This is a genomic window from Paractinoplanes lichenicola (assembly GCF_016785085.1).
Taxonomy (GTDB): Bacteria; Actinomycetota; Actinomycetes; order Mycobacteriales; family Micromonosporaceae; genus Actinoplanes; species Actinoplanes lichenicola.
Genome location: NZ_JAENHO010000003.1, coordinates 474,258 through 494,625 on the forward strand (window position 1 = coordinate 474,258; position 20,368 = coordinate 494,625).

Consider the following 20,368-nt stretch of genomic DNA (forward strand, 5'->3'; position numbering starts at 1 on the left):
GCGGATCCGGCTCAGGAACGCGGAGGACCGGCCAGCAGCGACGTGATCGTCCGGGCGAGGCGGGCCCGGGCGGCGTTGACCGGCAGGTCCATGTTTTCGCGCCACGTCGACCAGGTCGGCCACATGCTGACGGCGGTCAAGGCGTCGAGCAACTCGTCGTCGTCTTTGACCTCGTCGGCGAACAGCTCCGCCAGTTCGTCGCGCACCCGTTTGACGTGCATGCGGCGATAGCGGCGCAGCGTCTCGGAGAACGGCTCCTTGATGGCCGCCGCCTTGGCCGTGGGCCCGATCTGTTCGAGCAGGCGGGCCCGCTGCTTGCAGTAGGCGTCGATCCGCTCGGGCAGCGGCAGGTCGGCCGCGATCGGCTTGTGGGCGGCGTCGCGCACCTCGAGCACCCGTTTGCCGCTCGCGGTGAACAGCGCCTCCATGTCGGCGAAGTGGCTCCACAGGGCGCGCAGCGAGACGCCGGCCGTCTTGGCGATGCGGTCGGCCGTCGGGCGCAGGTCGCCCTCGCCGATCAGCTGCAGGTGGGCGTCGACGATGGCGGTTCTCGTGCGCTCGGACCGGGCCGTACGCCCGTCGACGCGCTGCTGTCCAGTCACGATGAGGCGCTCCGGTAGCGGTTCAGCTCCCGCCGGGCCAGCGAGCGCTTGTGCACCTCGTCCGGGCCGTCGGCGAGCCGTAGCGTACGCGCCCCCGCCCACAACGACGCGAGCGGCGTGTCCTGGCCGACGCCGGCGGCGCCGTGGGTCTGGATGGCCTTGTCGAGGATCCACTCCACCGTCTGCGGCACGAGGATCTTGATGGCCTGGATCTCGGTGTGCGCGCCCTTGTTGCCGACCGTGTCCATCAGCCAGGCCGCCTTGAGCACGAGCAGCCGGGCCTGTTCGATGCGCACCCGCGACTCGGCGATCCAGTCCTGCACCACGCCCTGCTCGGCGAGCGGCTTGCCGAACGGCGTACGGGAAAGGGCTCGGGTGCACATCAGCTCGAGGGCACGCTCGGCCATCCCGATCAGGCGCATGCAGTGGTGGATGCGGCCGGGGCCGAGGCGCGCCTGCGAGATGGCGAACCCGCCGCCCACCTCACCGATCAAGTTCGACTGCGGCACCCGTACGCCGTCAAAAAGCACCTCGGCGTGCCCGCCGTGATCGCCGTCGGTGTAGCCGAAGACCGTCATGCCGCGCTTGACCGTGACGCCGGGAGTGTCGCGCGGGACGAGCACCATGCTCTGCTGCACGTGCCGGGCGGCCTCGGGGTCGGTCTTGCCCATCACGATGAAGATCTTGCAGTTCGGGTTCATGGCGCCGGTGATGTAGAACTTGTGACCCGTGATGACGTAGTCGTCGCCGTCGCGCTCGATGCGGGTGCCGATGTTGGTGGCGTCGGACGAGGCGACCTGCGGCTCGGTCATCGCGAAGGCCGAGCGGATCGTGCCGTCGAGCAGCGGTTTGAGCCATTGCTCCTGCTGCGCCGGGCTGCCGAACTCGGCCAGCACCTCCATGTTGCCGGTGTCGGGGGCGGCGCAGTTGAGCGCGGCCGGGGCGATCGCGGGACTACGTCCGGTGATCTCGGCCAGCGGGGCGTACTGCAGGTTGGTCAGGCCGGCCCCGTGCTCGCCGGGCAGGAACAGATTCCACAGGCCCGCGCTTTTCGCCGCCGCCTTGAGCTCTTCCAGGATCGGCGGGGGTGACCAGGAGTCGCTGTGGAAACCGGCCTCGGCCGGATAGACGTGCTCGTCCATGAAGGCGAGCAGCCGCTTGCGGTAGTCCTCGGTCGTGGAGTCGAAGCCGAAGTCCATCAGTGTCCCTCCAGCGCCTCGTGGCCGCGCATGACCAGTGGGCCGACCATCCGGCCGATCGTCTCGAAACCCTCGCCCACGGTCTGGCCCTGAACGTATCGGTAGTGCACGCCTTCGAGAATCACCGCGAGCTTGAATGCGGCGAATCCCACGTACCAATGCAGATCGCTCACGTCGCGGCGGCTGCGCTCGGCGTAACGCGCACCCAGCTCGGCCAGGCTCGGGTGGCCCGGCACGCGCAGCGGCGCCCGGAGCTGCCCGTCGGTGGCCACGTTGAGCGGCAGGTCGGCGTAGACGAACATCAGCGCGACGTCGCTCAGCGGGTCGCCGAGCGTCGACATCTCCCAGTCGAGCACGGCGTTGACCTGCAGCTCGTCGCCGATCAGCACGTTGTCGAGGCGGAAGTCGCCGTGCACGACCGTGCCCGGGCCGCCGGCCGGGATGTCGACGGCGAGCCGGGCGTGCAGCTCGTCGATGCCGGCCACCTCGCGACTGCGGGACGCGTCGAGCTGCTTCTTCCACCGGCTGACCTGCCGCTGGTTGAAGCCCTCGGGCCGGCCGAAGTCGGCCAGGCCGATCGCCGCCGGGTCGAGCGCGTGCAGGTCGGCCAGGGTGTCCACAAGCGACAGGATCAGGGTGCGCATCGCCTCGGGGCCGAGCGCCTCGAGGTCGGTGATGTCGCGATAGATCTTCCCGTCGACGTGTTCCATCAGATAGAAGGGCGCGCCGATCACGTCGGTGTCGGTGCACAGCAGCACCGGGCGCGGCGCCGGGAACCCGGCCTTGGCCAGCGCCTCCAGCACCCTGTGCTCGCGGGCCATGTCGTGCGCGGTGGGCAGCACGTGCCCGAGCGGCGGCCGGCGCAGCACCCAGCGGTGTTCGCCGTCGGTCACCGCGTAGGTCAGGTTGGATCGGCCGCCCGCGAACATCCGGCCGGTCAGCTCGCCACTCCTCAGGAACGACTGCAGGCGGGAGAGGTCGAGGCCCTTCACCGGGGGCCACCCTCGAACGCGCGCTGCATCTTGTTCATGCCGCCGAGCCAGCGATCGGGGTCGTCGGCGCGCAGCCGATAGAACTCGGCCACCTCGGGGTGCGGCAGGATCAGGAAGCTCTCGCCCTCGAGCGCCTCGCTCACCTTGGCCGCGACCGCGTCGGGCTCCAGCGCGCTCTCGGCCAGCAGGGCCGCGCTCGCGCTGCCCCGGGCGCTGCCCCGGGTCAGCATGTCGGTGCGCACGCCCTGCGGGCAGAGCGCCTGCACGATCACACCCCGATGCCCGTACGTGGCCCGGAGCCACTCCGCGTACGCCAGGGCGGCGTGCTTGGTGACGGCGTAGGGCGCGCTGCCCAGCAGGGACAGCAGCCCGGCCGCGCTCACCGTGATCACCAGCCGCTTGGGTTCGCCCTGGTCGAGCCACCGGGGCAGCAACGCGCGGGTGACGTAGACGTGGGACATCACGTTGACCGCGAAGTCGCGCGTCCACACCTCGTCCGGGGTGTCCTGGTCGCCGGCGCTCAGCACGCCCGCGTTCGCGCAGAACAGGTCGATGCCGCCCAGCTCGGCCCAGGCCGTGTCGATCAGGCGGCGGGTGTCCTCCTCGTTGGCGGCGTCGCCCGGCACCGGCAGGCCGCCGATCTCGCTGGCCACCGCCTCGGCCGCGGCCGGGTCGAGGTCGTTGACGATCACCTCGGCCCCCTGGGCGGCGAACCGGCGGGCCAGCGCCGCGCCGATCCCGCCGCCGGCGCCGGTGACCACGACCCGCTTCACTGCATCTTCCCGGTCAGCGTGACCCCGCCGTCGAGCACGAGGGTCTGCCCGGTGATCCAGGCGGCGTCGGGCGAGCTGAGGAAGGCCACCGCACCCGCCACGTCCTCGGGGACGCCCAGCCGGGCCAGCGGATAACCGGCCGAGACCTGCTCCTCGCGCCCCTCGAACAGGGCCGACGCGAACTTGGTCTTGACCACGGCCGGGGCGACCGCGTTGACCCGCACCTTCGGGGCCAGCTCGACGGCCAGCTCCTCGGTGAGGTGGATCAACGCGGCCTTGGTGACCCCGTAGAAGCCGATGCCGGGCGCCGGGCGCACGCCCGAGACCGACGAGATGTTGACGATCGAGCCGCCCTCGGTCAGCCCGCCGCGCAACGCCTCCTGCACCCAGCCCAGCGTGCCGACGACGTTGACCTCGAAGATCTTGCGGGCCGCGCCCAGGTCGAGCCCGGCCAGCGGGCCGTACACCGGGTTGATGCCGATGTTGTTGACCAGGGCGGTGACCGGGCCGAACTGCCCGAGCACGGTGTCGATCACCGCGGCCCGGTGGTCGGGGTCGTCGCCCTTGCCGGCCACGCCGATCGCGACCTCGGCGCCGCCCAGGTCCTTGGCGGCGGAGTCGAGTGCCGCCGCGTCCCGGCCGGTGATGCACACCTTGTAGCCGTCGGCCACGAAACGTTGCGCGATGGCGAACCCGATTCCCCTGCTGGCCCCGGTCACGATCGCCACTTGGTCCGCCATCGGCGCTCCCTCACTCGTTACTGATCAGTTCGGTCCCGCAGCCCACCCTATGCAGCCGGGATGCCGTTCGCTGGCGGGGCCACCGCGGCGGCCTCGTAGACCTCGACCGCGCCGTCGCCGTCGTCGGTCCGGTACGCCTTGCCGAAATACTTGGCCACGCCGCCCTCAATGGTCGTGAGCTGCTCGCCCGCATAACCCGAGTGGTCGTCGGCGGAGTAGCGCACGGGCACCAGGCCGGGACCGGTGAAGCCGCCCTTCTGCACCGCCTCGATGATGCCGTCGCGGGTCAGGTCCTTGCCGGCCGACTGCAGCGCCTGGACGAACAGGTACGCGACGGACATGCCGTACACGACGTTGTTGTCCATCTCGGCGCCGCTGTTGTACTCCTTGTTGACCTTTGTGTAGAGCTCGATCCACGGGTTCGCCGCGTCGTTGGCCAGCGGCAGATAGTTCGCCGCGACGACGCCCTCGAGCAGCGGCGCGGCCGCCCCCAGCGTCTTGGCCAGCGTGGTCGGGTCGGAGCCGACGTTGCTCACCACGAACTGCGGCTTGAACCCGATCTTGGCGGCGGTGCCGATCGACAGCGCGGTGAAGCCGGGCACCGTGGCCAGCACGACGACCTGGCAGCCGGCCGCCTTGAGCGCGCCGATCTGCGGCCCGACGTTCGGGTTGCTGGTCACGTACGACTGCTTGGCCGCGACCGGGCCGAGCACCTTCTCGACCCCGGCCAGGCTGTCCCGCCCGAAGTCGTCGTCCTGCCCGAGGAAGCAAACCTTCTTGCCCGCGTACGTCTCCTTGATGTGGGTCGCCAGGATCTTGCCCTCGACCGTGTAGTCCGGGTTGAAGCCGAACGTGCCGGGATATTTGTCGGGCTGGTTCCAGCTGCGGCTGCCGCTCGCCACGAACAGGTCGGGCACCCGGTTGGTCTTGAGGAAGTCGAGCACGCCGCTGTGGGTCGGCGTGCCCAGCCCGTTGAGGATCGCGAACACCTTGTCCTGCAGGACGAGCTGACGGACGACCTGCTGGGTGTTCGCCGGGTTGTAGCCGTCATCCATGATCTTGTAAGTGATCTTGCGGCCGTGCACGCCGCCGTTCGCGTTCACGTAGTCGAAGTAGGCCTTGGTGGCCGGCGCGATCTTGGAATAGCCGGCGGCCGCCGGGCCGGTGAGCGGCATGTGCGTGCCGACGACGATCTCGGTGTCGGTCACCCCGGGCGTATCGGCGCTGCCGCTGCTGCCCCCGCCACCCGAGTTGCTGCAGCCGGCCGCGGCCAGCAGCACGGCGGCAAGGACGGTCGCTGTGCGTTTCATCAGTGGCCTTTCTTCTTGAAGGGGATGCTCTTCGTGAAGGGGACGCGCAGGGACGCGAGGCCACCCGGCGCGGCGAGCATGACGACGACGAGGACGACGCCGAAGAACGTGAGCGCGAGGTTGCCCTCCAGGCGTTGCGAGCCGGCCGCCTCACCGATCTCGTGCGCGACCGCGGGCAGGGCCACCAGCAGCACCGCGCCGATCAGCGCGCCCGACAACCGGCCCAGGCCGCCGATGACGATCGCCATCAGCAGGAACAGCGACAGGGTGAGCGGGAAGGCGCCGGGGGAGACGCTCTGGGCGATGACGGCGAACAGGGCCCCGGCCAGTCCGGCGCACGCGGCGGAGACCACAAAAGCCGCGACCTGCGTACGGGCGACGCTGATGCCCGCGAGTCGAGCCGCTGTCTCGTCATCCCGTACGGCCTTCATGTCCCGCCCGAAGCGGCCGCGCGTCAGCAATGCCAGCACCAAGACCGTGACCAGCGCGCCACCCCAGCACAGCCAGGCCTGCCACTGCTCGTTCGTCATCGACTCGGGCGGCGGGTTGAGCATGACCGACAGGCCCTGATCGCTGTTGAACGTCTCGTCGAACGTGCTGGTGATGCTGGGGACCACGACCGCCACGGCCAAGGTCAGGCCGGCCAGATAGGGGCCGCGGAGGCGGGCCGCGGCCAGGCCGATGACGGCGCCGACGGCGGTGGTGACCAGGACCGCGACCAGGATGCCGACGGGCAGGAGGTTGAACTTGTTCTGCCAGAGGGCGAGCGTGTAGGCGCCGGTGGCCATCAAAGCGCCGTGGCCCAGGGAGAGCTGGCCGTTGAGTCCGGTGAGGACGGTCAGGCCGGCGGTCACGCAGAGGTAGGCGCCCACGGTCGCTAGCTGATACGTGCGGAACGGCGGGAGCGTGTATGTCAGGGCGACCACGATGATGGCGCCGGCCACGACTACCAGCCACGGGCTGATCTTTTTGGCCTTGGTCCGATCCGTGGCCTTCGTTCCGGCCCGATCCTGGAGGGCTGTCATGCGGTCCTCGCTTTCGAGCGGGCGAACAGGCCGTCGGGGCGGCTGAGCAGGACGATGACGAGCAGGGCGAGCACGGCCATGGGGGCGACCGTGGCGCCGAGATAGCCGCTGATGTACGAGAGCAGCAGGCCGACCAGCAGGCCGCCGAGCACCGCGCCGATCGGGCTGTCGAGGCCGCCCAGCACGGCCGCGGTGAAGGCCGAGATGAAGACGATGTCCATCGCCGTCGGGTGCAGGCCCAGCTCGGTCGGGATCACGAGCATCCCGGCCAGCGAGCCGACCCCCGCGGCCAGGGCCCAGCCCAGCGTCAGCATGCCGCCGACGGGCACGCCGAGCAGCCGGGACACGTCGGGCGCGAACGCGGCCGCGCGCATCCGCAGGCCGGTCGGCGTACGGGTGAAAAGGAGCGTGAGCAGGACGACCACCGCGCCCACGGCGCCGAACACGAAGAGGTCGTAGCGGGACAGCAGCGCGATCCCGCCGATCTCGAACGCGTCGCGGCTGAGCGGGGCCTCGGCGGGCCGGAACTCGTTGCCGTAGATCATCCCGAGCACGCCCTGGATGATCAGCACGAGCCCGAGCGCGACCACTACGCCGTTGAGCGGCGACGAATGGTCGACGAAGCGCATCACCACCCGCTCGACGCCCGCGCCCAGCAACAACCCGGCGACGACGGCGACGAGAAAACCCAGCCAGTACGACCCGGTGGCGTCGGCGACCGAATAGCCCACGTACGCCGTGGCCACCGCCATCGCCCCCTGCGCGAAGTTGACGATGCGGGCGGCCCGCCAAATCAGCACCAGGGCCAGCGCGAACGCGGCGTAGACGGCGCCCCGGCTGAGCCCGTCGAACGTCAGGAACACAAAACGGTCCATGTCAGAACCCCAGATAGGCGTGGCGGAGCTCGGCGTCGTCGACGAGCGTCGCGGCGTCGTGCCGGGTGACGATGCGGCCCAGCGAGAGCACCACGCCCTGGTCGGCGATCGAGAGCGCGCTACGGACGTTCTGCTCGACCAGGAGCACGGCCAGACCCGTACGGTCGCGCAGGTCCCGCAGCAGGGCCATGATCTGCGCGGTGATCTTGGGGGCGAGCCCGAGCGACGGCTCGTCGAGCAACAGCAGCCGCGGCTGGGCGGCCAAGGCGCGGCCGATCGCGAGCATCTGCCGCTCGCCGCCGGAGAGCTGATGGCCCTCGTTGCGGCGGCGCTCGGCCAGGCGCGGGAACAACTCGTAGATCGGCTCCAGCGACGGCTGCGGCTTGCGCCAGAGCCCGCCCAGCCGCAGGTTCTCCTCGACCGTGAGCTCGGTGACGACGCCGCGCCCCTCGGGCACGTGGGCGATGCCATGCCGTACGAGGTGCTCGACCTTGATCTTCCGAAGGTCGTGCCCGTCCAGTCTGATAGAGCCCGTCTGCGGCGGCAGGAGGCCGGACAGGGTGCGGAGCAGGGTCGACTTGCCGGCGCCGTTCGCACCCAGGACGGCGACGATCTGGCCGGGCTCGACGGTGAGGTTGACGTCGTGCAGCACGGGGGCGGCGCCGTAGCCCACCGTGAGGTTCTCGACCTCGAGGAGCGCCGTCATGCCGCTGCTCCCAGGTAGGCCTCGGCGACCTTCTCGTTGCTGCGGATCTCGCCCGGGGTGCCGAGCGCGATCGGCTTGCCGAAGTCGAGCACCAGGATCTCGTCGCAGACCGACATGACCAGCTCCATGTGATGCTCGACCAGCAGGACGGTGCACTCGGTCTCGCGGATCAGGTCGGCCAGCCAGCGGATCTCGTCGGTGTCGAGGCCACCGGCCGGCTCGTCGAGCATCAGGATGCGCGGCCGGGCGGCGAGGGCCCGGGCCAACTCGACGCGCTTGCGTTTCGCGTACGGGAGGGCCTTGGGGAAATTGCGGGCGTGCTCGGCCACCCCGCATCGTTCGAGCGCGGCCCAGGCCTCGGCTTCGCTGCGCGGGCCGACCTGCACGTTGTCGAGGACGGTCATGCCGTCGAACTGGCCGACACCCTGCAGCGTGCGGGCGATGCCGTGCCCGGTGAGCTGATGGGGGCGGGCCCGGAACGGCTTGCCGTCGAGCGTCATCGAGCCCTTCTCGGGGGCCACGAACCCGCTGATGACGTTGAACAGGGTCGTCTTGCCGGCGCCGTTGGGCCCGATGATGCCGACCACCCGACCCGGCGGGACACGCAGCGAAACGTCGTCAAGGGCAAGCAAGCCCCCGAATCGCACGGTGATGTGGTGCAGGGAAAGGCCTTCCGTTGACATGGTCACCTCGGCTCGGGGGCGGCCTACGAACGGGCATGCCCGTCCTCTGTGGAGCGTGAAGGTCAACTATTTACACTGGCAGTGTAACTTTCTCCCCGGGCACGTCAACCGCCTGTTTCCAAGTTGTTTCCATGCGCGTTCAGCACATGGCGATGATCGAACATCCGTACTAATATGGCCGCATGACCAGCACCTACCAGCCGTCGATGTTCGACCTGGCCGACGCCGGAGGGGCCCCCGCCGCGGGCGTCGGCCGGCTGGCCGGGCGCATCACGCGACATCAGCTCACCGCCGGCGCCTGGGTCGACGTGCTGCCGGGCTGGCTGCACGGGTCCGACACGGTTTTCGAGACGCTGCTGGGCATCGACTGGCGGGCCGACCGCCGGCAGATGTATGACAGCGTCGTCGACGTCCCGCGTCTGCTCCGGTGGTTTGGCGGCGACGAGGAGCTGCCGCATCAGGCCCTCACCGAGGCCAAGCTGGCACTCAACGCTCACTACGCCGACGAGCTGGGCGAAGAGTTCGTCACCGCGGGCATGTGCCTCTATCGCGACGGCCGCGACAGCGTCGCCTGGCACGGCGACACGCTCGGCCGTTCGGCCCGCCACGACACCATGGTCGCCATCGTCTCGCTGGGCTCGCCGCGCAATCTCTCGCTCCGGCCCCGCGCCGGCGGCCACGAGACGCTCCGGTTCCCCCTGGGCCACGGCGACCTGATCGTCATGGGCGGCTCCTGCCAGCGCACATGGGAGCACGCCATCCTCAAGACGGCGAAGGCCGTCGGCCCGCGCATCAGCGTCCAGTTCCGCCCGATCAACGTCGCCTGACTCCGTCCGGGGTGCGGTGCCCGGCGCGCCGGCCACTCCCCGGCCGCCACGCGAAACGCCCAGCGCGTCCGCCACTCCGCGGCGGCCCACGCGAAACGCCCGGCGGGTGCCTCCGCCGAGCGTTTCGGGGCTGGGTCTACGGCGTGGTCTGTGGGCTGAGCTCGGCCGAAGGGGCGGGTTCGTCGGGGGTGGGCCGGGGCTTGGGCCGCAGCACCGCGATGGCGACCATCGCCGCCGTGAGGCCGCCGATGACGCCGATCAGGGAGGTAGAGGCGATGGCGGAGACGAACGAGTCCTGGGCGACTCGGGTCAGGGCCGCATCCCCCGTGGTGGCGGCGATGCGGAGGGCGTCGCCGATCGAGTCGCGGGCCTGGGCGGTCACGTCGGTCGGCATGGCGGCGCGGTATGTAGCCGTGAGCACGCTGCCCAGCACGGCGACGCTCAGGGCCGTGCCCACCTGCTGGACGGTGTCGTTGACGGCCGAGCCGACACCGACGCGGTCGGGTGGCAGGGCTGACATCAGCGTGCCGTAGGCGGCGGGGCCGGCGGTGCCGCTGCCCATGCCCATGACGACCAGGGCGAGGGCCAGTTTGCCGTAGCCGTCGCCGGGGGCGAGCGATGCGAGGATCCCGAAGCCGGCGGCCATCAGCAGCAGGCCGGCGGCCAGGGCCGTACGGGTGCCGAGCTTTTTGTCGATGACGACGCCGATGCCGTTGAAGACCATGGCGGTGACGATCATGGGGATGAACGCCGTGCCCGCCTTGAGCGGCTCGTAGCCGAGGACGAACTGCAGGTATTGCGTCAGGGCGAGCAGCACGCCGCCGGCCGAGAACGAGAGCAGGACGATCGACAGGCTGGCGCCGGCGAAGTTGCGGTCGCGGAACAGTTGCAGCGGCAGCATGGGCTCGTCGACCCGGCGCTCCCACACGACGAACGCGGTGAGCCCGGCGGCCGCGACGGCGAAACCGCCCAATGTGGAGGCGGAGGTCCAGCCGTGCAGCGGGGTCGAGATCACGCCCCAGACCAGGGCGGCCATGCCGATCGTGGAGAACAGCGCGCCGAGCAGGTCGGGGCGGCCGGCCGTGCCCTTCGACTCGGGGATGATGGCCAGCGCGGCGACGATGCCGAGAAGCGCGATCGGCACGTTGAGCAGGAAGATCGAACCCCACCAGAAGTGCTCCAGCAGCAGCCCGCCCAGGCTGGGGCCGCCGAGCGCGCCCAGCATCAGCACCGAGCTCCAGATGGCGATGGCCTTCTTGCGCTCGTCCTCGGCGAAAACTGTCGTGAGGATCGACAGCGTGCCCGGCATCAAGAACGCCGCGCCCACACCCATCAGACCCCGTACGGCGATGAGCTGTGCCGGGGTTTGGCAGAGCGTGGCCAGCACCGACGCGCCGCCGAAGACGATCAGGCCGATGACCAGGCCCCGGCGGCGGCCGTGGCGGTCGGAGAGGCTGCCCGCGGTGAGCAGCAGGCCCGCGAAGACCAGGATGTACGCGTCGATGATCCACTGAATCTGGGCGGTGCTGGCACCGAGGTCGCGGATCAGCGACGGGATCGCGATGTTGAGCACCATGTTGTCGACGACGACGACCAGCAGGCTCAGGCAGAGCACGCCCAGGATCAGCCAGCGCCGTGGATTGCGCTCGGTCATGACGGCCTCTCTCGTACGGTGTGCGATGGACTCGAACACCGTACCAGTGAGCTCGAACACTGTGCGAGTGCAATTAGAATGGCCTGGTCGAGAGGAATTGCATGCCGAAAGACCACGACTCGTTCACCAGCTCGGTGTGGCTCAAGCCCCCGCGCACGCCGAGCGGGCAGCCGTCGCTGAGCCGCGACCAGATCGTGCGCGCGGCGATGGAGATCCTCGACGAGGACGGCCTGGACGGGTTGAGCATGCGCCGGCTCGGCACGAAGCTGGACGCTGGCGCGACCTCGCTCTATTGGCACGTCGCGCACAAGGACGAGCTGCTCGAGCTGGTCGTCGACGAGGTGCTGGGCGAGGTCTACGTGCCCGAGCCGGGCGACACGAGCTTCCGGATCGGGGCGTCGGTCGTCGCCAACGGCATGCGGGCGGCGCTGCTGCGGCACCCCTGGGCGCTCAGCCTGCTCGGCCGGCATCCGACGCTGGGGCCCAACGCGATGCGGATGGGCGAGCGGTTGATGAAGCTCTTCGTCGCGGCGGGCTTCACCGGCATCGAGCTGTCGCACGCGACGGCCCTGTTGAACTCGCACGCGATCGGCGCGGCCACGGCCGAGGCGGCGGTCAAGGCGGCGCTCACCCGCACCGGCAAGACGTACGGGGAGGTCGCCGAGGAGGTCGAGCCCTATCTGGAACGGCTCGCGCCCGACAACCCGGAATACACGAAGTGGCGCCACGAGGTCCAGCCGCTCAATCGCGACCCCGAAAAGCTGCTCGAGAACACGTACGCCTTCGGCCTGGAACGCATCCTCGACGGGCTCGAATCGTGGCTGGCGGACAACCGCCCGGGCCAGTGAGCGGCCCGGGCGGTCACAAGATCAGTCCCGTGATTCCGGCTTGTGATAGCTGATCTGGTCGAGCGGCAGGGGGAACTCCTGGTCGCCGAACGGTGAGGGGCCGCCCTGCACGGGCAGCGTGACCTCGGTGACGTCCATCTTGCCGTCGTCCCGTACGGGCGGGGGCTCGGCCAGGCGGGCGCTGGAGAACGGCGTGGCGTCGCCCGCGCCGGTGACCCCGGTCGACACGCTGGGCGCCATCGACTCCGATTCGAGCTCGTCGCGCCGGAAGATCTTGCGGCCGAGCCAGACCAGCGGGTCGTAGCGCCGGTCGACCACGCGCTCCTTCATCGGGATGATCGCGTTGTCGGTGATCTTGATGTGCTCGGGGCAGACCTCGGTGCAGCACTTGGTGATGTTGCAGTAGCCCAGACCCTGACTGGCCTGCGCGTACTGCTTGCGGTCGTCGCGCGCGTCGAGCGGGTGCATGTCGAGCTCGGCCGCGCGGATGAAGTATCGGGGGCCCGAGAAGGCCTCCTTGTTCTCCTCGTGGTCGCGCACGACGTGGCACGTGTTCTGGCAGAGGAAGCACTCGATGCACTTGCGGAACTCCTGGCTCCGCTCGACGTCGATCTGCTGCATCCGATACTGGCCCGGGGCCACCCCGGCGGGCGGCGCGAAGGCCGGGGTCTCGCGCGCCTTCTCATAGTTGAAGGACACGTCGGTGACCAGGTCGCGGATCACCGGGAACGTACGCAGCGGGGTGATCGTGACCGTCTCGTCCTCCTCGAAGGTGGACATCCGGGTCATGCAGCCCAGCCGCGGCTTGCCGTTGATCTCGACCGAGCACGAGCCGCACTTGCCCGCCTTGCAGTTCCACCGGCAGGCCAGGTCGGGCGTCTGGGTCGCCTGCAGCCGGTGGATGATGTCGAGCACGACCTCACCCTCGTTGACCTCGACGTCGTAGTCCTGGATGTCGCCGCCGGACTCGTCGCCCCGCCAGACGCGGAAGTGGCGCTTGGTGCCCATTACTTCGCCTCCGTCTTGCTCTGCGCGTCAGTGCGGGCGCCGGGGATGTGCACCCCTTCGGCCTGGTCGAACTGGCCCATCTCGTCCTCGGTCAGGTATTTGCTGAGCTCGGTGCGGTCGAAGAGCCGGATCAGCTCGTCGCGCATGCGGGGCAGCGGCTTGCGTTCGAGATGCACGTCGCCGTCCTCGCCGAGCGAGCAGACCAGGTTGACCAGGCGCCACTGCGGGTTCATCTGCGGGAAGTCCTCCCGCGTGTGGCCGCCGCGCGACTCCTCCCGTTCGAGGGCCGCCTTGGCCGTGCATTCCGAGACGATCAGCATGTTGCGCAGGTCGAGCGCGAGATGCCAGCCCGGGTTGTAGCGCCGGCCGCCGGTCGCGCCCACGTTGGCCACCCGCAGCTTGAGCTCCTGGAGCCGCTTGAGCGCGTCGGCCAGTTCGCCCTCGCGCCGGATGATGCCGACCAGATCGCCCATCACAGCCTGAAGATCTTGCTGGAGCCCGTACGGATTTTCGCCGCTCTGCCGCTGCAAAGGCGCCAGCGCCGTCGTGACCGCGGCCTCGACGTCCTTCGTGCTGACCTTGGGCTTCTTGTCGAGCGTTTCCGTGTACGCCGCGGCGTGCTCGCCGGCCCGCTTGCCGAACACCAGCAGGTCGGACAGCGAGTTGCCGCCGAGCCGGTTGGACCCGTGCATGCCGCCGGACACCTCGCCCGCGGCGAACAGGCCCAGCACCGTGCCCATGGCCGCCGCCGAATCGGGCTCGACCTCGACGCCACCCATCACGTAGTGACAGGTGGGGCCGACCTCCATCGCCTCCTTGGTGATGTCGACGTCGGCCAGCTCCTTGAACTGGTGATACATCGACGGCAGGCGCTTGGTGATCTGCTCGGCCGGCATGCGGGTCGACACGTCGAGCAACACCCCGCCCGCCTTGGTGCCACGACCCGCCTTGACCTCGGAGTTGATCGCGCGGGCGACCTCGTCACGGGGCAACAGCTCGGGCGGGCGGCGGTTGTTGTCGGGGTCGTTGTACCAGCGGTCGGCCTCCTCCTCGGTGTCCGCGTATTGCTTGCGGAACACGTCGGGGACGTAGTCGAACATGAAGCGCTTGCCCTCGCTGTTGCGCAGCACGCCGCCGTCGCCCCGCACCGACTCGGTGACCAGGATGCCCTTGACGCTGGGCGGCCAGACCATGCCGGTCGGGTGGAACTGGAGGAACTCCATGTTGATCAGCGTGGCCCCGGCCCGCAGCGCGAGGGCGTGCCCGTCGCCGGTGTATTCCCAGCTGTTCGACGTGACCTTGTAACTGCGGCCCACGCCACCGGTCGCCAGAATCACCGCGGGCGCCTCGAGCAGCAGAAACTCGCCCGACTCGCGGTAATAACCGAACGCGCCGGCCACTCGGTCGCCGTCGAGCAGCAGCTCGGTGATCGTGGTCTCGGAGAAGACCCGGATGCGCGAGTCGTAGTTGCCGGTCTCGGCGAAGTCTTCCTGTTGGAGCGAGACGATCTTCTGCTGCAGGGTGCGGATCAGTTCCAGACCCGTACGGTCGCCGACGTGCGCGAGCCGCGGGTATTCGTGCCCGCCGAAGTTGCGCTGCGAGATCTTGCCGTCCTTCGTACGGTCGAAAAGCGCCCCGTACGTCTCCAGCTCCCAGATGCGCTCCGGGGCCTCCTTGGCGTGCAACTCGGCCATGCGGAAGTTGTTGAGGAACTTGCCGCCCCGCATCGTGTCGCGGAAGTGGACCATCCAGTTGTCGCGCGAGTTGACGTTGCCCATCGCCGCCGCGGCGCCGCCCTCGGCCATCACCGTGTGGGCCTTGCCGAACAGGGACTTCGAGATGATCGCCGTGCGCTTGCCGGCCAGCCTGGCCTCGATCGCCGCGCGCAGACCGGCGCCGCCGGCCCCGATCACGACGACGTCGTACAGGTGGCGCTCGACTCGTGCGGTGTTGCGCTGTTCAGAAGTCATGGTGTGCGCGCCCCTCAGCCGATGAACCGCAGATCGGAGAACCAGCCGGCCGAGAGCGCCATGACGTAGAAGTCGGTCAGCGCCAGCGTGCCGAGCGTGATCCAGGCCAGTTGCATGTGGCGCACATTCAGCTTCGACACGAAGGTCCAGACGCGGTAGCGCACGGGGTGCTTCGAGAAATGCTTGAGGCGGCCGCCGGTGATGTGCCGGCACGAGTGACAGGACAGCGTGTAGGCCCAGAGCATGACCACGTTGCCGACCAGGATGACGTTGCCCAGCCCGAAACCGAACCCGCCGTCACCGCTGCGGAACGCGATGATCGCGTCCCACGTGTTGATCAGCGAGATGATCATCGCGGCGTAGAACGCGTAACGGTGCGCGTTCTGGAAGATCAGCGGGAAGCGCGTCTCACCGGAGTATTTCTCGTGACCGTCGGGCACCGCGCACGCGGGCGGCGAGAGCCAGAAGGCGCGGTAGTACGCCTTGCGGTAGTAGTAGCACGTCAGCCGGAAGAGCAGCAGGAACGGCAGCGTGAAGGAGGCCTCGGGGATCAGCCAGAAGCTGGGCAGCGGCGTGCCGAACAGGGACGAGCCCTCGACGCAGCGGTCGGTCAGGCACGGGGAGTAGAACGGCGTGAGGTAGTGGAACTCCTCGACGAAATACCACTTGTGCATGAATACGCGGACGGTCGCGTAGGTGACCCACGCGCCCAGGCCGATGAAAGTGATCAGCGGCGCTAGCCACCATCGGTCGGTGCGCAGCGTCTTGGCCGTGATCGCCGCGCGTGATCGTTGTGGACCGGAGGGCCCCACGCCCGGCCTCGTTGCCGTCGTCGTCATTCGATCTCCTGACGTGCCTGTACCAGTGACCCGGCCGGCGAGCGAGGGGAGCCCGGCAGCCGCCATGCTTGCGTGATGTGTCGCACACGTTACGCCGGGGGCCGGACAGTTTCGCGCTCAGGGATGGGGTCTGGATCACAAAATTCGACCCCGATCACATCGATAGGCCGACAACCGCTAATGGATCTTGGTCCCTCTGATCCAAAACGGACGGCCAGACATCAGCCGGGCAGAAGCTTCCGCCGGTGTGTCCCGGGACCTTTTGGTGCGGCGCGGCGCTGGCTCAGAGGTCGGGGGCGGCCAGGCGGCGGATGGGGCCGGCGCACGACTGCGGTGACCACTCCAGCAGGTCGTCGGCGAGGGGGACGCCGCGGTCGTTCTTCGGCGGCAGGTAGAAAGGCTGCGTCGGCGATTTGACCAGCCGCTCCGAGGTGTCGGCGTAGACGGTGCGCGCGTCGAGGATCCGGCGCCACGCGTCCTGGGCCCGCTCGTCAGCGACCTGGGTCAGGTAGATCCGGATCGCCTCGTTCTCGTTGCGGATCGCCGCCGCGCGGGCGGGCACGCTGGTGGTCGCGCCGGGCGGGGTCAGCCGGTTGAGGCGCAGCTCCAGGTCGAGGCAGTTCTGATCCCGGACGGCACGGGTCTCGCGGGCGTCGTCGGCCCGGTCCCGCACCCCGCTGACGGCGTCGATGACCGACAGCCCGCCCACACACAGCGCGATCACGACGATGGCGGCACCGACCGAGATCCCCGCCACCCACCAGCGCCGCCGCCGACGCTGCTGCTCGTCCGGCGTCCCCGCTGGGCTACCGAAACTGAACGCCGCCCGCCGCCCCTTCGCCACCGGTCCGGGGTCACGCACTGAGCCGCCGGAGTCGGACACGTCGGACCCAGGCCCGGCGTCTGCACCTGACTTGGGTGCATCGGATCCAGGCCCGGCGTCCGCGCTCGAGCGGGAGCCGGAAGCCCAGCCCCAGCCTGATCCCGAGCCGGTGTCTGTGCTGCCGGCCGCCGCACTTCCGCGACCGGCATCGGCGTCCCCGGCCGGCGCCTCGTCGCCCGAATTGTCCGGTGTAGAGACGCCGGTGGGGTCCGGGGAGGAACGCAGCACTCGCCGGGTGGCGTCGTCCTGGTCAGGGTCGCGCGGCGTGTCGCTCACGGGCCAAGTGAAACACGCCGGTCAATGCGCCGGGCAGGGCACAATTCGCCGGTCGCCGGTCGCCGGTCGCCGGTCGCCGGTCGCCGGTCGCCGGTCGCGACGCCAGACGCGATGCCGACGCCAGACGCGATGCCGACGCCAGACGCGACGCGACGCCGACGCCAGACGGCCGGTCGCCGGCCCGCGCTCGGGAGACGTCGGGCCGCGCTCGGGAGGCGGCGGGCCGCGCTCGGGAGGCGTCGGGCCGGCGAAGCTCAGCCCGAGGCGTTGCCCGTCAGGTTCCACGACGCCAGGTGCAGGGCCGGTGCCGCGTAGCGGGTGCCCGACCAGCGATCCGGCAGCAGGATCGACTCGCTGCCGATGCCCAGCACCCGGCCCGGCCCCAGCGCCTGCGGATACGACTGGGTGAAGCGCATGTTGCTCACCGCCCCGGTCACCTCGCCGTCCTCCACCAGCCAGACGCCGTTGCGGGTCAGGCCGGTGATGACCAGCGTCTTGGGGTCGAGCACCCGCGTGTACCACAAGTCGGTGATCAGCAGGCCGCGCCGCATGCCGGCCACGAGCGGGCGCGCCGACTCGGCGACCGGGCTGGACGGGTCGGCCGGGGGCAGGGCCGGCTCGGTCGCGGCGAGCGCGGCCTCCATCCGTACGTGGGTGGGGTAGGGACCCCACGTGCGCGAGGCCGGCGACGCGTGGCCGGTCGACGTGGCCCCGGCCGTGGCCGCCGACATGCGGTCGTGCGCCACCGCCTTGGTCACGCCGTCACGCACCAGCACCAGCGACTCGCGCGGGGTGCCCTCGTCGTCGAACGGCAGGCCCGGCGCGGGTTCGGCCCGGCTGCCCAGCGGCTCGTCGATCAGGGTCACCGACGGGTCGAACTGATCCTCGCCGAGCTCGGCGAACGACTGCTGCTGCGCGTACGACTTGCCGTTGAACCCGAACATCGCGAAGTTGTCGAGCAGGTCGGCCACCGCCTCGGGCTCGAGCACCACCTCGTAGTGGCCCGGCGGCAACTCGACCGGGCTCTGCCCCGCCCGCGCCTTGGCCGCCGCGCGGGCCCCCAACGCCGAGCCGTCGAGGTCGCCGAGCCGCCCGCCGGCCAGCCGGGCCACGCCGTCGGCGCCGCCGATCCGGGCGATGCCGTCCATCGCGGCCTCGGCCGTGCGCCCCTCGACCGACTGCCCGGCGCTGTTGGCGAAGGCCGCCGATGTGTAAGTCGTGCGGCAGTAGCCGGCCGTCTCGAGGCCACCGGCGGCCCGCACGAAGTCGCGTACGCGGTCGGCTCTTTCGGCCGGGGTGGCCCGCGCGGTCGCCTCGTCGAACCCGAAGTCGAGCCCGGATCGCTCGCCCGAGCCGGGATAGCCCGCCGAGTGGTGCAGCGGGGTCGGCGGGGTCAGGCCGGGCCACGTGCCGTCGGGCGGGCTCAGCCGCACCGCCGCGACCGTGCGCTCGACCAGGCCACGCAGGCCGTCGGCGTCGACCAGCGTGGTCGAGCCCGCCGCCGTGCGCCCGTCGAGATGCAGCCGCAGCCGGACGTTCGTGACGGCGTCGGCCACGTTCTGGTGGATCATCGAATTCGCGAAGCGGGTCAGCGCCTCGGCGTCGTGCTGCACCATGACCTCGGCTTCGGCGGCCGGCCCGGCCACCTGCCGCACCAGCTCGACGACCCGGGCCGCCAGCTCGAGCTCGGCCCCCGTCCGGATGATGTCGATGCTCATCCCCGCACCCCCACACGCACGTTGGTGAACCGGGCCGGAGCGGCCGGATGGCCGGTGTGCCCCACCTGCCCGGGCTGGCCCTTGCCGCAGTTCGGCGTGCCCCAGGCGATGGTTTCGGAGGAGAGCATGTCCATCGACTGCCAGAATTTGGGGCCGATGCCGGTGTAGGTCGGGTTGCGCAGCATGCGGCCGAGCTTGCCGTTCTTGATCTCGTAGCCGATCTCGCAGCCGAACTGGAAGTTGAGCCGCCGGTCGTCGATCGACCAGGAGCGGTTGACATCCATGAACACGCCGTCCTCGGTGTTCGCGATGATCTCGTCGAGCGTGTGCGGGCCGGGTTCGAGGCCCACATTGGTCATCCGGACCATCGGCAGCCGGGCCCAGCCGTCGGAGCGCACGCTGCCCGCGTAGTCGAGGCCGGCCACGGCGGCCGAGTCGCGCCCGGCCAGCACGCCGACCCAGATGCCGTCGCGCACGGCGTCGCGCTTGGTCGCCGGGGTGCCCTCGTCGTCGTAGCCGAAGCTGCCGAGCGCGCCCGGGATGCCCGGGTCGATGGTGATGTTCATGAGCTCGGAGCCGTAGCGCAGCGAGCCCAGCTTGTCGAGCTCGAGCCAGCTCGTGCCGGCGAACGCGGCCTCCCACCCGAGGATGCGGTCGAGCTCGATGGCGTGGCCGACCGACTCGTGGATCTGCAGCGCGAGCTGTTCGCCGCCGAGCACGAGCGTGGTCTCGCCGGTCGGGCAGAGCGGCGCGCTGAGCAGGGCCCGCGCCTCCTCGGCCAGGCGGGGGGCGTTGCCGATTAGGTCGAGGCGGTCGACCAGCTCCCAGCCGCTCGTGCCGTACTGCCCGCCGTAGGACGGCCACGACCGCCGCTGGATCTCGCCGTCGCCGAACGCGCTGGCCCAGACGCCGGCGCCGCACTCGCGGGTGTGCTGATCGATGCGGTGGCCCTCGCTGGAGACGAACCACTTGCGGGTGTCCCAGACCCCGCTGACCGCCTCGGCGAGGTCGGACCCGGCCGCCTTGGCCGCGGCGGTGGCCTCGACCAGCAGGTCACCCTTGGTCGAGAGCGAGACCTCGAGCGGGTCGATCTCGCAGTCGTTGGCCCAGCTGGCCTCGATCGCGCCCGCGGGCACGAGGTCGATCGGCGGGCCGGGCACGGTGGCGCTGGCCACGGCGATCTGCGCGGCCCGGCGCCCGGCCGCGCGGGCGGCGGCGTCGGAGAGATCGGGCACGGCGTAGAAACCCCAGGAAGACCCGACCAGAGCCCGTACGCCGAGGCCGGCGCTCTCGCTCGAGCCGACGTTCTGAATGTCGCCGTCACGGGCCGACACCGACTCCACCCGGCGCACCATGATGCGGCAGTCGGCATAGCGGGCCCCGGCATCCAGAGCGGCCTGCACCGCCGAGTAAGCCTCATCGAAGTGACTCATGAACCGA

The 20,368-nt window shown here is 70.3% G+C and carries 19 protein-coding genes; 2 read left to right on the plus strand and 17 right to left on the minus strand.

Features of this window, described 5'->3' with window-relative positions:
• Positions 1-11: 11 nt before the first annotated feature.
• Genes JKJ07_RS11285 through JKJ07_RS11330 form a run of 10 tightly spaced genes read right to left on the minus strand, consistent with a single transcriptional unit; the run spans position 12 to position 8,905 of the window.
• Positions 12-602 carry a TetR/AcrR family transcriptional regulator gene (locus JKJ07_RS11285; RefSeq protein ID WP_202991399.1) on the minus strand — a complete coding sequence of 197 codons (591 nt, stop codon included), beginning with the start codon at positions 600-602 and terminating at the stop codon, positions 12-14.
• Positions 599-1,801: an acyl-CoA dehydrogenase family protein gene (locus JKJ07_RS11290; protein ID WP_202991400.1), complete on the minus strand. Its 1,203-nt coding sequence runs from the start codon at positions 1,799-1,801 to the stop codon at positions 599-601. The genes JKJ07_RS11285 and JKJ07_RS11290 overlap by 4 nt, the downstream gene beginning before the upstream one ends.
• A complete protein-coding gene (locus JKJ07_RS11295; RefSeq protein WP_202991401.1) occupies positions 1,801-2,793 on the minus strand; it encodes a phosphotransferase family protein in 993 nt (330 codons plus the stop codon). The genes JKJ07_RS11290 and JKJ07_RS11295 overlap by 1 nt, the downstream gene beginning before the upstream one ends.
• Positions 2,790-3,566 (minus strand): SDR family oxidoreductase, encoded by a 777-nt coding sequence (locus tag JKJ07_RS11300; RefSeq protein ID WP_202991402.1) that lies wholly within the window; start codon positions 3,564-3,566, stop codon positions 2,790-2,792. Before JKJ07_RS11300 ends, JKJ07_RS11295 begins: the two co-directional genes overlap by 4 nt.
• On the minus strand, positions 3,563-4,306 hold the full coding sequence (locus JKJ07_RS11305) for an SDR family oxidoreductase (protein ID WP_202991403.1): 744 nt from the start codon (positions 4,304-4,306) through the stop codon (positions 3,563-3,565). The genes JKJ07_RS11300 and JKJ07_RS11305 overlap by 4 nt, the downstream gene beginning before the upstream one ends.
• 47 nt (positions 4,307-4,353) lie before the next feature.
• On the minus strand, positions 4,354-5,616 hold the full coding sequence (locus tag JKJ07_RS11310) for an ABC transporter substrate-binding protein (RefSeq protein ID WP_202991404.1): 1,263 nt from the start codon (positions 5,614-5,616) through the stop codon (positions 4,354-4,356).
• On the minus strand, positions 5,616-6,641 hold the full coding sequence (locus JKJ07_RS11315) for a branched-chain amino acid ABC transporter permease (RefSeq protein WP_202991405.1): 1,026 nt from the start codon (positions 6,639-6,641) through the stop codon (positions 5,616-5,618). The genes JKJ07_RS11310 and JKJ07_RS11315 overlap by 1 nt, the downstream gene beginning before the upstream one ends.
• On the minus strand, positions 6,638-7,516 hold the full coding sequence (locus tag JKJ07_RS11320) for a branched-chain amino acid ABC transporter permease (protein ID WP_202991406.1): 879 nt from the start codon (positions 7,514-7,516) through the stop codon (positions 6,638-6,640). The genes JKJ07_RS11315 and JKJ07_RS11320 overlap by 4 nt, the downstream gene beginning before the upstream one ends.
• Position 7,517: 1 nt before the next feature.
• A complete protein-coding gene (locus JKJ07_RS11325; protein WP_202991407.1) occupies positions 7,518-8,222 on the minus strand; it encodes an ABC transporter ATP-binding protein in 705 nt (234 codons plus the stop codon).
• Entirely contained in the window at positions 8,219-8,905 is a 687-nt protein-coding gene (locus JKJ07_RS11330) for an ABC transporter ATP-binding protein (protein WP_202991408.1), read from the minus strand. Before JKJ07_RS11330 ends, JKJ07_RS11325 begins: the two co-directional genes overlap by 4 nt.
• Positions 8,906-9,087: 182 nt before the next feature.
• Between JKJ07_RS11330 and JKJ07_RS11335 the strand changes: the two genes are divergently transcribed.
• Entirely contained in the window at positions 9,088-9,732 is a 645-nt protein-coding gene (locus JKJ07_RS11335) for an alpha-ketoglutarate-dependent dioxygenase AlkB (RefSeq protein ID WP_202991409.1), read from the plus strand.
• Between the two features lie 136 nt (positions 9,733-9,868).
• Here the strand turns inward: JKJ07_RS11335 and JKJ07_RS11340 are convergent, their stop codons facing one another.
• Positions 9,869-11,386: an MFS transporter gene (locus JKJ07_RS11340; RefSeq protein WP_202991410.1), complete on the minus strand. Its 1,518-nt coding sequence runs from the start codon at positions 11,384-11,386 to the stop codon at positions 9,869-9,871.
• 101 nt (positions 11,387-11,487) lie between these two features.
• On the opposite strand from JKJ07_RS11340, the gene JKJ07_RS11345 reads away from it, so the two are divergent.
• Complete coding sequence (locus JKJ07_RS11345; protein ID WP_202991411.1) at positions 11,488-12,234, plus strand: TetR/AcrR family transcriptional regulator; 747 nt, start codon at positions 11,488-11,490, stop codon at positions 12,232-12,234.
• 21 nt (positions 12,235-12,255) lie between these two features.
• Here JKJ07_RS11345 and JKJ07_RS11350 read toward each other — a convergent pair whose 3' ends face one another.
• The 6 genes from JKJ07_RS11350 to JKJ07_RS11375 all read right to left on the minus strand — a co-directional run bounded on the left by JKJ07_RS11350 (position 12,256) and on the right by JKJ07_RS11375 (position 20,361).
• The gene (locus tag JKJ07_RS11350; protein ID WP_202991412.1) at positions 12,256-13,242 is read right to left on the minus strand and encodes a succinate dehydrogenase/fumarate reductase iron-sulfur subunit; all 987 of its coding nucleotides are present in this window, start codon (positions 13,240-13,242) and stop codon (positions 12,256-12,258) included.
• Positions 13,242-15,212, minus strand: coding sequence for a fumarate reductase/succinate dehydrogenase flavoprotein subunit (locus JKJ07_RS11355; RefSeq protein ID WP_202991413.1), 1,971 nt, complete (start codon positions 15,210-15,212; stop codon positions 13,242-13,244). The genes JKJ07_RS11350 and JKJ07_RS11355 overlap by 1 nt, the downstream gene beginning before the upstream one ends.
• A gap of 14 nt (positions 15,213-15,226) precedes the next feature.
• A complete protein-coding gene (gene sdhC / locus JKJ07_RS11360) occupies positions 15,227-16,051 on the minus strand; it encodes a succinate dehydrogenase subunit SdhC (RefSeq protein ID WP_202991414.1) in 825 nt (274 codons plus the stop codon).
• A gap of 283 nt (positions 16,052-16,334) precedes the next feature.
• The gene (locus JKJ07_RS11365; RefSeq protein WP_202991415.1) at positions 16,335-16,808 is read right to left on the minus strand and encodes a hypothetical protein; all 474 of its coding nucleotides are present in this window, start codon (positions 16,806-16,808) and stop codon (positions 16,335-16,337) included.
• Between the two features lie 656 nt (positions 16,809-17,464).
• On the minus strand, positions 17,465-18,928 hold the full coding sequence (locus tag JKJ07_RS11370) for a TldD/PmbA family protein (RefSeq protein ID WP_202991416.1): 1,464 nt from the start codon (positions 18,926-18,928) through the stop codon (positions 17,465-17,467).
• Positions 18,925-20,361, minus strand: coding sequence for a TldD/PmbA family protein (locus tag JKJ07_RS11375; protein ID WP_202991417.1), 1,437 nt, complete (start codon positions 20,359-20,361; stop codon positions 18,925-18,927). Before JKJ07_RS11375 ends, JKJ07_RS11370 begins: the two co-directional genes overlap by 4 nt.
• Positions 20,362-20,368: the final 7 nt, after the last annotated feature.

Coding starts and splice junctions, on each gene's coding strand:
- JKJ07_RS11340 (WP_202991410.1), bottom strand. CDS start 11,386: ATGACCGAGCGCAATCCACGGCGCTGGCTGATCCTGGGCGTGCTCTGC.
- sdhC (WP_202991414.1), bottom strand. CDS start 16,051: ATGACGACGACGGCAACGAGGCCGGGCGTGGGGCCCTCCGGTCCACAA.
- JKJ07_RS11315 (WP_202991405.1), bottom strand. CDS start 6,641: ATGACAGCCCTCCAGGATCGGGCCGGAACGAAGGCCACGGATCGGACC.
- JKJ07_RS11335 (WP_202991409.1), top strand. CDS start 9,088: ATGACCAGCACCTACCAGCCGTCGATGTTCGACCTGGCCGACGCCGGA.
- JKJ07_RS11375 (WP_202991417.1), bottom strand. CDS start 20,361: ATGAGTCACTTCGATGAGGCTTACTCGGCGGTGCAGGCCGCTCTGGAT.
- JKJ07_RS11370 (WP_202991416.1), bottom strand. CDS start 18,928: ATGAGCATCGACATCATCCGGACGGGGGCCGAGCTCGAGCTGGCGGCC.
- JKJ07_RS11330 (WP_202991408.1), bottom strand. CDS start 8,905: ATGTCAACGGAAGGCCTTTCCCTGCACCACATCACCGTGCGATTCGGG.
- JKJ07_RS11305 (WP_202991403.1), bottom strand. CDS start 4,306: ATGGCGGACCAAGTGGCGATCGTGACCGGGGCCAGCAGGGGAATCGGG.
- JKJ07_RS11355 (WP_202991413.1), bottom strand. CDS start 15,212: ATGACTTCTGAACAGCGCAACACCGCACGAGTCGAGCGCCACCTGTAC.
- JKJ07_RS11290 (WP_202991400.1), bottom strand. CDS start 1,801: ATGGACTTCGGCTTCGACTCCACGACCGAGGACTACCGCAAGCGGCTG.
- JKJ07_RS11320 (WP_202991406.1), bottom strand. CDS start 7,516: ATGGACCGTTTTGTGTTCCTGACGTTCGACGGGCTCAGCCGGGGCGCC.
- JKJ07_RS11325 (WP_202991407.1), bottom strand. CDS start 8,222: ATGACGGCGCTCCTCGAGGTCGAGAACCTCACGGTGGGCTACGGCGCC.
- JKJ07_RS11345 (WP_202991411.1), top strand. CDS start 11,488: ATGCCGAAAGACCACGACTCGTTCACCAGCTCGGTGTGGCTCAAGCCC.
- JKJ07_RS11350 (WP_202991412.1), bottom strand. CDS start 13,242: ATGGGCACCAAGCGCCACTTCCGCGTCTGGCGGGGCGACGAGTCCGGC.
- JKJ07_RS11310 (WP_202991404.1), bottom strand. CDS start 5,616: ATGAAACGCACAGCGACCGTCCTTGCCGCCGTGCTGCTGGCCGCGGCC.